Genomic DNA, 15,421 nt, shown 5'->3' with positions numbered 1-15,421 from the left:
TATTATAGGTACTTAAATTTTCTGTGAGACTCCGTGTTACTCTGTGGTGAGCTTAACTTGCTCCTATCCAAACATAATCCATCATCACCTTGGACTTCTCGTCTTTTATTATTAACTTTGTTATCACTATCAACCTAACAACCAGTGCAATTATGAAAAAAGGACTCAAAATTACAGCAATCGTCATCGGTGTCATCCTGATACTGATGTTACTCCTTCCTTTTGCCTTCCGCGGCAAAATTGAAGGTATCGTAAAAACCGAAGGAAACAAAATGCTGAACGCCCGGTTCGATTTCAGTAGCCTCGACATCAGCCTGTTCCGTAATTTCCCGAAAGCTTCCGTTACCCTAAACGATTTTTGGCTGAAAGGAACAGGAGCGTTTGAAAACGACACGCTGGTGAAAGCCGGTGAAGTTACTGCCGCCATTAACCTGTTTTCGCTCTTCGGAGACAGCGGATACGATGTTTCCAAAGTATCTGTCACAGATACCTGGCTACATGCCATCGTACTTCCTGACGGCAAAGCCAACTGGGATATCATGAAACCCGATTCAGCCACCGTCAGCGAGACATCGGAGAGCAGCGAATCTTCTCCCTTCCGGATTAAACTTCAGCGCTTTGTTATCAAGAACATGAATGTGGTGTATGACGACCGACAGTCCGCCATGTATGCCGACATACACAATTTCAATGCGCTTTGCTCGGGCGACCTGGGCAGCGACCAGACTTTGCTCAATTTAGAAGCAGAGACCGAAGCCCTGACTTATAAGATGAACGGTATTCCCTTCCTCTCACAAGCCAACATCTATGCCAAAATGGATGTGGACGCTGACCTCGTACATCACAAATTCACACTGAAAAAGAATGAATTTCGCCTCAACGCCATTAAGGCAGGCATCGACGGATGGGTAGAACTGAAAGATCCTGTCATCGACATGGACCTGAAGCTCAATACCAGCGAAGTGGGCTTTAAGGAAATTCTGTCCCTGATACCAGCCATCTACTCCAAAGAATTCAAGAATCTGAAAACAGACGGAACCGCTACCCTCGAAGCCACGGCAAAAGGAGTATTGCAAGGTGATACCGTCCCCCGGTTCGATGTGCGGTTATCAGTAAAGAATGCCATGTTCCGTTATCCGTCCCTGCCGGCAGGAGTCGACCAGATCAACATTGACGCACAAGTACGTAACCCGGGAGGTAATATCGACCTGACAGAAATCAACATTCGTCCTTTCAGCTTCCGTCTGGCAAACAACCCGTTTAGCCTGACTGCCGATATAAAGACACCGGTCAGCGATCCGAACTTTACAGCCGAAGCAAAGGGAGTGCTTAATTTAGGAATGATCAAGCAAGTATACCCGTTGGACGACATGGAACTGAATGGCACCATTCGCGCGGATATGAAGATGGGCGGACGCCTTTCGTACATCGAAAAAGAGCAATATGACCGTTTCTCCGCATCGGGTACCATCGCCCTTAGCGACATGAAACTAAAAATGAAAGAGATACCTGATGTAGAAATCAGACAATCACTGTTCACTTTCACTCCGAAATATCTGCAACTCAGCGAGACCACAGTAGTTATTGGCAAGAACGACCTTACCGCCGACAGCCGGTTCGAAAATTACACGGGTTATGCTCTGAAAGGCACTACATTGAAAGGTACATTGAATGTCCGGTCGAACCATCTCAATCTGAACGACTTTATGACAGCCTCAACCGATACTACCACCCAAGCGGCACAGGCAGTTTCGCCCGATGAAGCAGCCAGCCTGATAGAGGTTCCACGCAATATCGATTTCCAGATGGATGCCAACCTGAAAGAGGTATTGTTCGACAAGATGGCCTTTACGAATATGAATGGAAAACTGGTTGTAAAAGACGGAAAAGTGGATATGAAAAACTTGTCGATGAACACCATGGGAGGCAAGGTTATTATGAACGGATATTATTCTACCGCCGACTTAAAAAAACCGGAGATGAATGCAGGGTTCCGCCTGGAGGGACTCAGCTTTGCACAAGCCTACAAAGAATTGAATATGGTACAGCAAATGGCTCCTATTTTCGAGAATCTGAAAGGAAACTTCTCCGGCAACATGCATGTGCAGACTTTGCTCGACAACCGGATGGAGCCCGTCATGGATACGATGCAAGGCAATGGCAGCCTTTCGACCAAAGACCTTAGCCTCAGCGGTGTAAAGGTCATCGACCAGATAGCCGATGCCGTGAAGAAGCCTGAACTCAAAGAAATGAAAGTGAAGGACATGACGCTGGACTTCACCATCAAGGAGGGAAGGGTGTCTACCGAACCGTTCGACATTAAGTTAGGAGACTATGTGATGAACCTTTCAGGAAGTACGGGACTTGACCAGACCATCGACTACTCGGGAAAAATCAAGCTACCGGCATCAGCGGGTGATATTGCCAAACTGACTACACTCGACCTGAAAATAGGAGGCACTTTCTCTTCGCCCAAAGTTTCACTGGATACGAAAAGCATGACCAACCAGGCAGTGGAAGCAGTCACAGATAAGGCAATCAGCGAAATAGGGAAAAAACTGGGACTGGATTCGGCAACTACGGCCAATAAAGATTCCGTGAAGGAAGAAGTAAAGGAAAAAGCCGTAGAAAAAGCACTTGATTTCTTAAAAAAGAAGATTAAATAACGAACAATTATGATACTCAAACTTTACGAGAAAAACAATAATCCCCAGGACCTGCAACGGATTGTGGACCTGCTGAATGACGGGGGACTGATTATCTATCCCACGGATACCATGTATGCCATCGGTTGCCACGGCCTGAAGGAACGTGCCATCGAGCGCATCTGCCGGATTAAGGAAATAGACCCAAAGAAAAACAATCTCTCTATCATCTGCTACGACCTGAGCAGTATCAGCGAATATGCCAAGGTAGACAATAACATCTTCAAACTGATGAAACGCAACCTGCCCGGTCCCTTCACCTTTATTCTGAACGGAACGAACCGGTTGCCTAAAATCTTCCGTAACCGGAAGGAAGTGGGTATCCGCATGCCGGACAACCACATCATCCGGGAGATCGCGCGTCTGCTGGATGCTCCGATCATGACCACTACCCTACCTCATGACGAACACGAAGACATAGAGTATATCACTGACCCGGAGCTGATAGACGAGAAGTTCGGTGACCAGGTAGATCTTGTGATCGACGGAGGAATCGGAGGAATCGAACCTTCGACCATCGTAAACTGTACTGACGGAGAGGTAACCATCGTCCGGCAAGGCAAAGGGGAACTGGAAGAATCCTGACCCGGGCAAACAATTTTCAAATACACGGTGTTAATATATAAAACCTAAACAATAGTATTTGATTATGAAGAAAGTATTATTCCTTGCATTAGTACTGGCCATTGCCACCGCATGCAGCCAAACAAAGGAGTCGTATCTGGACGGCTTCAAGCTTTTTGTCGAAAACGTACAAAAAAACGCCCAGGACTATACAAAAGCCGACTGGGAAAAAGCTGACGAGCAATTTACGAAGCTAAAAGACAGTTATAACAAATTCAGTGAGCAAATGACCTCGAACGAAAAGGACGAGATAGTAAAACTGGAATCCACTTATGCCGCCCTGAAGCTGAAGAAAATAGGCAATGACTTGAAAGAGGGTGCCAGAGACGCTTTTGAGAAAGCCAAAGACACAGCGAAGGATGCAGCAAAAGACGTGAAAGAAGGTACCCAAAAAGCTGTGAAGAAAGGCGAGAAAGCAATGGAAGGGATCAAAGACGGTCTGAAAGATTAGCCCCGCCCAACCGGGCTTCATGTATCAGACCGATAAAAAGAAGAGGATAGGCCGAAAAAACGATTGACCTATCCTCTTCTTTATTTTTATGCTTATGTATTACTTCAGCAACGATTGCGGATCGAGATGATCTGCTTCGATGTCCTTGAAGTAACGGTAAGTACCTACTTTCAGTTCGGCAGTAGCAGCATCGTCACAAACGATGATACCCTTCTCGTGCATCTGTAACGCACTGATAGTCCACATCTGAGTAATAGCACCTTCTACGGCATGATACAATGCACGTGCTTTGTTGTGGCCGTTTACGATAATCATCACCTCACGGGCAGAAAGCACAGTACCTACTCCGACTGTCAACGAAGTTTTGGGAACCTTGTTGATATCATTATCGAAGAAGCGGGAGTTAGCGATAATCGTATCCGTAGTCAGTGTCTTCTGACGAGTGCGAGAGCTCAGTGAAGACCCCGGCTCGTTGAAAGCGATGTGACCGTCGGGACCAATACCTCCCATAAACAGGTCGATACCACCATACGATTTGATCTTCTCTTCATAACGTGCACATTCAGCATCCAGATCGGCAGCATTCCCATTCAGAATGTTCGTGTTCTCCGGTTTGATGTCGATATGGCTGAAGAAGTTGTTCCACATAAAAGAATAGTAGCTTTCCGGATGTTCCTTCGGCAGTCCCACATATTCGTCCATGTTGAAAGTAACAACATTCTGGAACGATACGATTCCTTTTTTATTCAGGTCGATCAGTGCCTTATACATACCCAGAGGAGATGATCCGGTGGGGCAACCCAATACGAAAGGTTTTTCCGGAGTAGGATTGGCAGCTTTGATCTTAGCAGCAACATAATGTGCCGCCCATTGAGAAACGGACTGATAGTCCGGCTGAATGATTAGTCTCATGTTCGATTGTTTTTATCAGGTTAATAAATTAGGGGTAACTTATACTCTGTCTTTTTTTAAACGGTCGGCCATGGCACGTGCCAGATTCTCACACTGTTGATAGGTGATATCATTCATGGCCTGTTTCATCTCTACAGGGTCACCGACCAGTTCGAATTTACTTTTTTCGGCAAACTCGGCCATGCGTTTCACGGCGGCACCGGCCCATGTGAACGAACCGAAATAGCCCAGATAACGTCCTTTCAACTCACGTACCAGTATTTTGGACAAAAGCGACTCTATTTCCGGGAAAATCTGGTTGCTGTAAGTCGGGCTACCGACAATCAATCCTTTGTAACGGAAGATATCGGCAAGGATATAAGAAGGATTGCTCTTGCTGACGTTGTGCATCACGATGTTTTTAATGCCCTGGGCCGACAGTTCGGCAGCAATGGCCTCCGCCATCTGTTCGGTATTTCCATACATGCTTCCGTAAGCAATCACCACACCTTCGTCTGCATCGTAACGGCTCAGTTTATCGTAAATGCCTACCACCTTAGTGATATTTTCGGTCCATACCGGACCGTGTGTAGAGCAAATGGTCGAAATGGGAAGTCCTCCCAGTTTTTGCAAAGCTTTCTGTACGGGCGAACCGTATTTTCCGACGATATTGGAATAATAACGCACCATTTCGCCCCAATAGTGATCGATGTTCATGCGTGTATCCACAAACCCGCCATCCAGCGTACCGAAGCAGCCGAACCCATCACCGGAGAAGAGTACACCATCCGTTTCGTCAAATGTCATCATCGTTTCCGGCCAATGCACCATCGGAGTAAGGTAAAAACGCAGTTTATGACGTCCGAGAGCAAGGAAATCACCATCTTTTATCAGATATTGCTCGCCGGTCACACCATAGAAGCCTTCGATCATTCCGAAAGTCTGCTTATTGCCAACGATTACAATGTCGGGATAGTGCTGTTTAATCAATCGGATAGAACCTGAATGGTCCGGTTCCATATGATTTATAATCAAATAGTTGATAGGACGGTCGCCTATGATACTTCTAATTTTACGAAGATATACTTCGAAATAGCAAATATCCACTGTATCGATCAGTGCCACCATTTCATCATCAATCAGATAAGAGTTATATGAAACTCCATAGGGTAAAGGCCACATTCCCTCAAAGAGGTGCCTGTTACGGTCGTTAACTCCCACATAATGAACGTTTCCTTTAATTCTTGTTTTCTGTTCCATTCTATATTTTAGTTTAATTAATTACGGGGCACGAGTAACAACACCCAACGGCACTCTAAACTTGCAACTCGTAACTCGCAACTCATTCGCTTCGCAAAAATAGTTCTTTTTTTCTAAACCCAGTATGCCTTTCCCTGATAAGCACCTCTTTCTTTCATTCTTTTTTGCACGCGGGCTGTAAATTCATAATTCTTCAATCCCCAGTCGGGTGCAATCAAGAGTTCTTTAGGTGATTGTGAAACAAAACGTTCGAGTATCAGGTCGGGACGCAGATGTTCCACATAATCGATTACCAAATCGATATACTCGTCGACACTAAAGAGATGAAAATCTTCGGGATGGAGTTCAAACTCACGTGCCATTTTCGTGCCACGTATCAGCTGCAACTGATGCATCTTGAGAGTAGTCAGGGGCAAACGTGACAACTCTGCCGCCTGGGCAATGATCTCTTCGCGGCTCTCTCCCGGAAGACCGAGAATGACGTGTCCCCCGGTTAAAATACCACACGCTGCGGTCCGGTGGACAGCTTCTACCGTATCGGCATAGGTATGCCCCCGGTTAATGCGTTTGAGTGTAGCATCCCGGGTGGTTTCAATGCCATACTCCACCAAAAGGAAAGAGTGTTTATTCAGCTCTTCCAGATAATGCAGCAGAGGATCCGGCATGCAATCGGGACGTGTACCGATGACCAATCCCACTACACCATCTACGCTCAGAGCTTCTTCGTATTTCCGTTTCAGTCCTTCAAGTTCGGCATAAGTATTGGTATAAGCCTGAAAATAGGCCAGATATTTCATATCCGGATATTTATGGGCAAAGAACTGCTTCCCCTCTTCAAGTTGCCGGGTGACGGATTTCTCCGTTTTGCAGTATTCGGGATTGAATGTCTGGTTATTACAATATGTACAGCCTCCCAGCCCCTTCGTTCCGTCCCGGTTGGGACATGTAAAACCCGCATTGAGAGATATCTTCTGCACCTTGTAAGGAAAATATTTTTTCAGAAAGAAAGTAAACTCGTTGTATAAAGGCATCGGAGCCGATTCAGTCATAGAATATTATATTTTTGCAATTAGTGCAAATATAATAAATCTATTCCGGCTACCGGTCCTTTCTCCATAAGATTTTTATGAAAGGGTGTAGCCATCCGGAGGAAAGGGTGTAGCCCCGGGCACAAAAGGGTGTAGCCATCCGCTTCGTATGGCTACACCCTTCCGTTTATTCCCAGATAGGAGTTATTATAGCTCCAGCCGTTCTTTCAGCAGCTTATATCCGGAATTACTCACTTTCAGCTTGACCCCATTTTTCAGTAAGAGTTGATAGTTCTCTTTCCCGAAGAGTTCCACCCGTGATATTTGTGTCACGTTTACTATCGTAGAGCGATGTACGCGCACAAATCCGGCCGACGGCAGATGGGCATCGAAGTACTTCATCGTCTGCTCTTTGACATATTGTCCCGAAGGGGTCACTAATGTGACGTAATCGCCACATGCCTGTATGTACAGCAATTCGTCGGTACAGATCAGGTGAATATGCGTACCGTCTTTCACCGTGATGCGGTCAATGCATTCCGCCTCTTCCGGCGACGCTTTCTCTTCGCGGCATCCGGCCTGCTTCAGTTCTTCACGAAGGGCTTCTTCTCTTGAAACAGCCTCTTCTAATATCTCCTCCTGAACAGTGCTCAACGACTGTAAACGATACCACAACATCATCACTCCCCAAGCCAATGCTCCGAACAGTATGCGGAAAGGGAGCGTCTCTCCGAAAGACGCATAGACTTGTCCCAGGTTCTGTTCCATCACATATTGCACGGCAAAGCCTCCCGCCAGCCAAAAAAGCAGCGCCAGGGCGGCTATCAGCAGATCTGTTTGCAATATGGAGACGAGGCCGATGACATACCATGCCAGATAGGCCAGGAGGCAAAGCAAACCGACGGATAAAAAGCCGTCTATTGCAGCCGGAAGCGTGTCGGCCCCGGCATAGCCCCAAAGTAATGCTGTTTGTATCCCTGCTGCGGCAACGGCCAATATCAATGCCGTCATCCACCGTCGGGAAGATTCTTGTATAGGATGTATATCCATGTTTTATTTTCAACTTTTTATTTCAATACCTCCGAATGTCAAGTCGCCCCGGATGACCAATATCCGGTTCTGGTCGATCACACCTCCACCAAAACGTTTGTCTTGACATCCGCCCAGGCAGGTGTTACACCGAAACACTACTTTCCAATCGGAAGGAACATAAATTTCTATTCCACCAAATGTACAATCAATATCGAGAAACGTTTCACCTTCGGGAAGGGTCGTACGCCGCAGGTCAATAATCGTCCCGCCAAACGAATTCTGTATCGTCCCGCCTTTAAAGAATTCATCGAGCACCACTTGTCTGATACCGCTGAAGGTATTCTCCGAGTGAAGCACTCCATCCGTAGAGTTATATTGGCTGCTGGCAAAGTTTCCCCTCCGCATCCGTTCGTGCCGGGCACGTTTCGGCCTGAATAAAAAAGCGAGTCCAATAACAATCAATATAATCGGGAAAAGAGTGATATGGACTCCCGCCGGAAACCATCCCAGATGCGGGCTTATTAAATAGGCCCCGATGCCAACCAGAATCAATCCCCGCAGAATCTGACGGCGTAGCATCAGGTATACTCCCAAGAGAATCAGAAGCATTTGCCAGGACACCAATAGGTCAAACAGGGCATAAGTAATCCATCCCAGATTACGGGCCAGTAGAAGCACTCCTGCCGTTATAAAAATAAAGGCAATAAAAAACTTACCGTATCTCCGAGCGGGAGATGAAAACTCTTTCTTTTCCATATATCATTTCATTGTTAATTATTTCATTTAATCTTCGTCCACAAAGATAGGTCATTTGCCACCACCCGGAAAGGCTTTTTCGTCAATAACGGTAGCAAAACCGATGAAAGGGGGATAACTCCCGACAAATCCGGAATCATTTCTCACCGATTGCGCACGATCTGAACTGATATATTCATATATCTTTTTTTGTTAGTATTTATTATATGGCCCACCAATCGACTTCAGTCAGTTTTTCGAACACGCTCAAACACCCATGAATAAAGGGATACAGCACTGTTTGAGAGGTGGCTCGGAGGCTGGCCCACTTTCCGTGTTTCCAACGTCCGGGACGGAGCCTCCGTTTCTGCTCTCCGGAGGCTCTGTCTGTACCCGGAAGAGCCTCTGCCCGGAGCCAACAGAGGCTCTGTTTTTTTCGTTTCCGAACGCTATTTCACAGATATTTTAACCCTCTCGTTTTGAAGGCTCACCGTTTATCCTTACCTTTGCCGGCACTATAGAAACAACCTAAAAATCATCTAAAGCCAATGAAAAGAAAATTCATTTTTCTGTTTTTCTGTCTGTGTTGCCTTGCCGGCTTCGCACAAGGAGGCAAAGCGCTCGACCTGAAAGAGATCAACTCAGGCAAGTTCAGTCCCGAAAACATCTATGGTGTGGTTCCCATGCCGGACGGCGAACACTACACACAAAGAAATGCCGAAGGCACACAAATCGTGAAATATTCCTTCCGCACGGGTGAACCGGTGGAAGTGGTATTCGATGTGGCCAAAGCTCGCGAATGTCCTTTCAAGAAATTCGACAGCTATCAGTTTTCACCGGACGGATCAAAAATTCTGATTGCAACGGAAACAACCCCTATCTACCGTCACTCTTATACGGCAGTCCACTATCTGTATCCGGTGAAACGGAACGATAAAGGGGTTACTACCAACAATATCGTAGAAAAACTCTCGGACGGCGGCCCGCAGCAAGCTCCGGTATTCTCACCGGACGGCAATCTGGTGGCATTTGTCCGCGACAATAACATCTTCCTGGTGAAGCTCCTGTATGGCAACAGTGAATCGCAGGTGACGGAAGACGGCAAACTAAACAGCGTGCTGAACGGTATTCCCGATTGGGTATATGAAGAAGAGTTCGGTTTCAACCGTGCCCTGGAGTTCAATGCCGACAATACCATGCTGGCTTATGTCCGCTTCGACGAGTCGGAAGTGCCATCATACACCTTCCCGCTGTTTGCCGGCGAGGCTCCACGCAACAATGCGTTGCAGGACTACCCGGGCGAGTATACGTACAAATATCCCAAGGCAGGTTATCCCAACTCTAAGGTATCGGTACATACGTTCGACATCAAATCAAAAGTGACCCGTCAGGTAAAACTGCCGATAGACGCCGATGGTTATATCCCACGCATCCGTTTCACACAAGATCCGAACAAACTGGCCATTATGACGCTGAACCGTCATCAAAACCGCTTCGACATGTATTTTGCCGATCCCCGCAGTACAGTATGCAAGCTGGCTTTACGTGATGAATCTCCTTATTACATCAACGAGAACGTATTCGACAACATCCGGTTCTATCCGGACAATTTCAGTTTTGTAAGCGACAAGAGCGGATATCCGCACCTGTACTGGTATAGCATGAACGGCAATCTGATTAAGCAGGTGACCAGCGGCAATTATGAAGTAAAAAGCTTCATCGGATGGAATCCGGATACCAACGAGTTCTATTACACCAGCAACGAAGAGAGTCCGATGCGCCAGGCTGTATACAAGATAGACCGTAAAGGCAAGAAGGTGAAACTGAGCAATCAGCAAGGAACCAACAGCCCGATCTTCAGCAGTTCGATGAAATATTTTATGAACAAGTTTACCAGCCTCGATACTCCGATGCTGATTACACTGAATGACAATACGGGTAAAGTATTGAAAACTCTGGTGACCAATGATAAACTGAAAGAAAAGTTAGCCGGATATGCCATACCGCAAAAGGAATTCTTCACTTTCAAGACCACAGAGGGAGTAGACCTGAACGGATGGATGATGAAACCTGTGAACTTCGATCCCTCAAAACGCTATCCGGTACTGATGTTCCAGTATAGCGGTCCGGGTTCGCAACAGGTTCTGGACAAATGGGGAATCAGCTGGGAAACATACATGGCAAGTCTTGGCTACGTAGTGGCTTGTGTGGACGGTCGCGGCACAGGAGGCCGTGGAAGCGAATTCCAGAAGTGCACCTATCTGAACCTGGGCGTAAAAGAGGCAAAAGACCAAGTGGAAGCTGCCAAATATCTGGGTGGCCTGCCTTATGTGGACAAAGGACGCATCGGCATCTGGGGATGGAGCTTCGGCGGATACATGACCATCATGAGTATGAGCGAAGGTACACCGGTATTTAAAGCCGGAGTCGCTGTTGCCGCACCTACAGACTGGAAATATTACGATACTGTATATACCGAACGCTTCATGCGTACTCCGAAAGAAAATGCCGAAGGCTACAAAGCTGCCTCAGCATTCAGCCGTGCAGACAACTTGCATGGAAACCTGCTTTTGGTACACGGTATGGCAGATGACAACGTTCACTTCCAGAACTGTACCGAATATGCCGAACACCTGGTACAGCTTGGAAAACAGTTCGACATGCAGGTATATACCAACCGGAATCACGGCATTTATGGCGGAAATACCCGAAACCATCTGTATACGAGGTTAACGAACTTTTTCCTGAACAATTTATAAGAAACCGCTTCAGGAGGCTGTATCAAAAGCCTTTTCACCACGGAGTAACACAGAGTAGCACAGAGTTTTTTTACTAATCATCAACAATTTAAAGTATACTCTGGTTACTCTGTGTCCTCTGTGGTGAGCTTTGAGACAGCCTCTCTATCATTAAACAAAACAGTACTATCATATGGGAAACGATCAACGGGTACGCAAACCCGAATGGCTTAAGATCAGTATCGGAGCCAACGAACGCTATACGGAAACCAAACGTATTGTCGAATCGCACTGCCTGCACACCATTTGCAGTAGCGGGCGCTGCCCCAACATGGGCGAGTGCTGGGGAAAAGGTACGGCCACGTTCATGATTGCCGGTGACATCTGTACCCGCAGTTGCAAATTCTGTAATACCCGGACCGGGCGTCCTTTGCCTCTGGACCCTGACGAACCGTTGCACGTTGCGGAATCGGTTGCCTTGATGAAGCTCTCACATGCAGTCATCACATCGGTGGACCGCGATGATTTACCCGACCTGGGCGCCGCCCATTGGGCGCAAACAATTCGTGAAATCAAACGCCTGAATCCGGAAACGACCACCGAAGTACTGATCCCCGACTTCCAGGGACGCAAGGAACTGGTTTCCCAAGTGATAGAAGCCGGTCCGGAAATCATTTCCCACAATATGGAAACCGTAAAACGTATCAGCCCACAAGTGCGTAGTGCGGCCAATTATCACACCAGCCTGGAGGTGATCCGTCAGATAGCCGAGAGCGGTACAACAGCCAAATCGGGTATTATGGTCGGTTTGGGCGAAACTCCTGCCGAAGTGGAGGAGTTAATGGACGACTTGATTGCCGTCGGTTGCAAAATCCTCACCATCGGACAATACCTGCAACCGACCCACAAACACTATCCGGTTGTGGCATACATTACCCCGGAACAATTCGCCATCTATAAAGAAACAGGGCTCAAAAAGGGATTCGAACAAGTAGAAAGCGCACCATTAGTACGTTCATCATATCATGCGGAAAAACATATCCGATTTAATAAGAAGTAGTAAGAACATAACAGGCTCCTTGTTTGTTTTACAAGTAAACGGCAAAATAATACAATAAAAAACATATGGGTAACAAAGGAGTACTTTCTTCCGCATTTAATATGTCATTGGGCTTTATCCCTGTTATTGTTTCCATCCTTTTATGCGAATTTATAACACAGGACATATCAATCTATATCGGTACAGGTATCGGACTTATCTTTTCATACAGGTCCCTGTCCCGTAACGGGGCGCGTATACCCAATTTTATCCTTTATATCTCTACGGGAATTTTGACACTATTGACTCTGGCAAGTCTCATTCCCGGAGATTTTGTCCCGGTAGGAGCTTTGCCCCTGACACTTGAAGTCAGTATACTGATTCCAATGGTTATTCTTTTCTTACACAGGAGAAGGTTCATTAACCACTATCTGCGCCAGAGTGCCCAGTGCAACCGCCGACTGTTTGCCCAGGGAGCGGAATCGGCTGTCGTATCGGCACGGGTTGTTTTGATTCTGGGTATTCTGCACTTTGCCGTTATCAGTCTGACTATCCTGATAGCACACCCTCTCACTCCGACTTCCACGCTGGTGCTTTACCACATATTGCCGCCTGCCATATTTATCCTCAGCATTCTGTTCAACCAGATAGGCATCCGTTATTTTAATCATGTAATGGCCCATACAGAATATGTGCCCATCGTCAACACCCGTGGCGACGTCATTGGAAAAAGCCTGGCCGTAGAAGCCATCAACTACAAGAATGCTTATATCAACCCGGTAATACGCATTGCCGTCTCTACCCATGGCATGCTGTTCCTTTGCAATCGTCCGCAAAGCTGTATTCTCGACAAGTTCAAAGTGGATATACCGATGGAATGTTATCTCCGGTACGGAGAGACGTTGACCGAAGGTGCCAACCGCTTATTGAGTAATGCTTTCCCAAAAGCATCGGATCTGAAACCTACATTTACCATCTCCTATCATTTCGAAAATGCACAGACCAACCGTCTGATTTATCTGTTTATTGTCGAAATGGAAGATGATTCTATCCTCTGCGATCCACGGTTCAAAGGAGGAAAACTGTGGACTTTCCAACAGATAGAACACAACTTAGGCACTCACTTCTTCAGCGAATGCTTTGAGTTGGAATATGAACACCTGAAACAGGTTATTGGTATAAGAGAAAAATACAAGGTATCTTAGTCAGGTCGGGCACTTTTCCCTGCCACTCTTTGATGGTCTTGGTGCGGATGTACTCACCCTCACAGGTGATATTAGCTGCAATGCAAAGACGTGTTTGCGGACGGCAGTTATGCAAAATATCCTCCACCATCTTATTATTCCGATAGGGCGTTTCTATAAACAGCTGTGTCTGATGTTCGGCATATACCCGTTGTTCAAGAGCTTTAAGCTTTTTGGCACGCTCAGCCGGCTCTATAGGCAGATATCCGTGAAAGGCAAAGCTTTGTCCGTTAAATCCCGATCCCATCACAGAAAGAATGATAGACGAAGGGCCCACCAACGGCACTACCTTCAGGTTCTTACGTTGCGCAATAGCCACGACATCGGCTCCCGGATCGGCAACGGCCGGACAACCGGCTTCCGAAATCACTCCCATAGACAATCCACCGATCAACGGTTTCAGGTAACCGGAAATATCTTCAGGAGAAGTGTGCTTGTTTAAGGGATAAAAGGTGAGCGAATCGATGTCAATCTCACGATCCACCTTTTTCAGGAAACGACGGGCCGAACGGACATCTTCGACAATAAAATGCTTGATTCCCAGAATAATTTCTTTATTGTAGGGTGGTAATACAGACTCGATGGGAGTGTCGCCCAATGTAACGGGCAAAAGATAGAGAGCGGTATCCATGAACAAGGGATTTTTATAATAAGAATTTTACGGATTAAAACGAGATTCGGTGAACATACGTTCGTAATCGTTCATTTCGAGCAATTGCCGTAAGGTTGTTTTTTTATGATGTTTCATATACGAAGTGATGATTTTTGTACCAATCCAGGTACCCACCATCGAAGGCGCATTCTCGCCCAGAGTATTAGTGAAAGGAGCCGGACGGGTATATTGGCGTACCACCATCGGATCTGTTGCATGCAGATGATCTTTTTCAAGAATATATCTCCACATCTGCTGCTGGTTCTCTTTGCACCATTCTCTCTCTACATCCGAATAGCCCAATGCTTCTTCCGAAGAGGAATAATCCAACAGGTGCTGCACCACATAATTAATTTTACCGAAGTGCATCATCACATCGAGCAGTGTACGGGAGTAATCCATCGGGAAAGGATACTGGCTCATCAGATAGTACACCAGACAATCGGGTACAATCCGGTCGGGACGCATGGTGCGTCGCTGATAACCATAATAGAAACGCTTGTAAAGCGGATAATCTTCACCCATATACTTGTCAAGGCTGATGCCCAGTACGCTGTCGGACAGAACGATGGATTCATTGAATGCCGAAATTTGTGTGTATATCATGGGGATCATAATATCCGGCACTTCCTTTTGCAGTTTCCCGAAGCCTTTGGTCAACTCTTTCTCGACAGATCCCAATTCGGGATATCTGGTTTCCACATCCTCTATCAGACGGATCAGAGTGGTGTCCGAATAGAATGTTTTCAGTCGCTGGAATATATGATCGTCACTTACCTGCCCGATGGCCAGTACATCTTCAATCAGCAGTTTAGTAGGCAGAGAATATTCCAGATTCATTTTTTGTAAAGCAGAAAAGCTGTTGAAACGAACGTATTCGTCCAACAGCTTATCATATCTGACTACGGAAATCCCCTCTTCCTCCATTGGGTCTGCGACAGGCTCTGCCTTCCCCACCCGGCAGGATGCGAAAAGCAGACTTAGCAAAACAAGGAGAATATAGTTCTTCCGTATTTTCATTG

At 46.5% G+C, this 15,421-nt stretch carries 13 protein-coding genes; 6 read left to right on the top strand and 7 right to left on the bottom strand.

Translation table 11 applies throughout. The annotated features are described in order from the left end of the window. Positions 1-152: 152 nt before the first annotated feature. The 3 genes from R3O62_RS09320 to R3O62_RS09310 all read left to right on the top strand — a co-directional run bounded on the left by R3O62_RS09320 (position 153) and on the right by R3O62_RS09310 (position 3,780). Complete coding sequence (locus R3O62_RS09320; RefSeq protein ID WP_317472919.1) at positions 153-2,666, top strand: AsmA-like C-terminal region-containing protein; 2,514 nt, start codon at positions 153-155, stop codon at positions 2,664-2,666. 9 nt (positions 2,667-2,675) lie between these two features. After that, complete coding sequence (locus R3O62_RS09315; RefSeq protein WP_223127434.1) at positions 2,676-3,290, top strand: L-threonylcarbamoyladenylate synthase; 615 nt, start codon at positions 2,676-2,678, stop codon at positions 3,288-3,290. 64 nt (positions 3,291-3,354) lie between these two features. After that, entirely contained in the window at positions 3,355-3,780 is a 426-nt protein-coding gene (locus R3O62_RS09310) for a DUF6565 domain-containing protein (RefSeq protein WP_317472920.1), read from the top strand. A gap of 99 nt (positions 3,781-3,879) precedes the next feature. Here R3O62_RS09310 and nagB read toward each other — a convergent pair whose 3' ends face one another. The 5 genes from nagB to R3O62_RS09285 form a co-directional block, all read right to left on the bottom strand. After that, positions 3,880-4,692 carry a glucosamine-6-phosphate deaminase gene (nagB, locus tag R3O62_RS09305; protein WP_005775719.1) on the bottom strand — a complete coding sequence of 271 codons (813 nt, stop codon included), beginning with the start codon at positions 4,690-4,692 and terminating at the stop codon, positions 3,880-3,882. 39 nt (positions 4,693-4,731) lie between these two features. Next, a complete protein-coding gene (locus R3O62_RS09300) occupies positions 4,732-5,931 on the bottom strand; it encodes an FprA family A-type flavoprotein (protein ID WP_005775718.1) in 1,200 nt (399 codons plus the stop codon). Positions 5,932-6,044: 113 nt separating this feature from the next. Then, positions 6,045-6,980 (bottom strand): TIGR01212 family radical SAM protein, encoded by a 936-nt coding sequence (locus R3O62_RS09295; protein ID WP_250710231.1) that lies wholly within the window; start codon positions 6,978-6,980, stop codon positions 6,045-6,047. Between the two features lie 186 nt (positions 6,981-7,166). Beyond that, positions 7,167-8,009, bottom strand: a complete 843-nt coding sequence (locus tag R3O62_RS09290; protein ID WP_005810096.1) for a LytR/AlgR family response regulator transcription factor — start codon at positions 8,007-8,009, stop codon at positions 7,167-7,169. Between the two features lie 9 nt (positions 8,010-8,018). Next, the gene (locus R3O62_RS09285; RefSeq protein ID WP_005810098.1) at positions 8,019-8,747 is read right to left on the bottom strand and encodes a LiaF transmembrane domain-containing protein; all 729 of its coding nucleotides are present in this window, start codon (positions 8,745-8,747) and stop codon (positions 8,019-8,021) included. Positions 8,748-9,274: 527 nt separating this feature from the next. Here R3O62_RS09285 and R3O62_RS09280 point away from each other — a divergent pair. The 3 genes from R3O62_RS09280 to R3O62_RS09270 all read left to right on the top strand — a co-directional run bounded on the left by R3O62_RS09280 (position 9,275) and on the right by R3O62_RS09270 (position 13,708). After that, positions 9,275-11,485, top strand: a complete 2,211-nt coding sequence (locus R3O62_RS09280) for a S9 family peptidase (RefSeq protein ID WP_005810100.1) — start codon at positions 9,275-9,277, stop codon at positions 11,483-11,485. A gap of 172 nt (positions 11,486-11,657) precedes the next feature. Further along, positions 11,658-12,524: a lipoyl synthase gene (gene lipA, locus R3O62_RS09275; RefSeq protein ID WP_122142890.1), complete on the top strand. Its 867-nt coding sequence runs from the start codon at positions 11,658-11,660 to the stop codon at positions 12,522-12,524. 65 nt (positions 12,525-12,589) lie between these two features. Continuing rightward, positions 12,590-13,708 carry a hypothetical protein gene (locus R3O62_RS09270; protein WP_005810104.1) on the top strand — a complete coding sequence of 373 codons (1,119 nt, stop codon included), beginning with the start codon at positions 12,590-12,592 and terminating at the stop codon, positions 13,706-13,708. Here R3O62_RS09270 and R3O62_RS09265 read toward each other — a convergent pair. Then, positions 13,674-14,378 carry an SAM-dependent methyltransferase gene (locus R3O62_RS09265; protein WP_005810106.1) on the bottom strand — a complete coding sequence of 235 codons (705 nt, stop codon included), beginning with the start codon at positions 14,376-14,378 and terminating at the stop codon, positions 13,674-13,676. The genes R3O62_RS09270 and R3O62_RS09265 overlap by 35 nt on opposite strands. A gap of 27 nt (positions 14,379-14,405) precedes the next feature. Further along, positions 14,406-15,419 (bottom strand): gliding motility lipoprotein GldB, encoded by a 1,014-nt coding sequence (gene gldB / locus R3O62_RS09260; protein WP_005810107.1) that lies wholly within the window; start codon positions 15,417-15,419, stop codon positions 14,406-14,408. Positions 15,420-15,421 lie beyond the last annotated feature (2 nt).

Origin of the sequence: Bacteroides hominis (assembly GCF_033042785.2) — a bacterium.
Classification (GTDB): Bacteria; Bacteroidota; Bacteroidia; order Bacteroidales; family Bacteroidaceae; genus Bacteroides; species Bacteroides hominis.
This window is presented reverse-complemented; position numbering and strand designations above follow the sequence as displayed.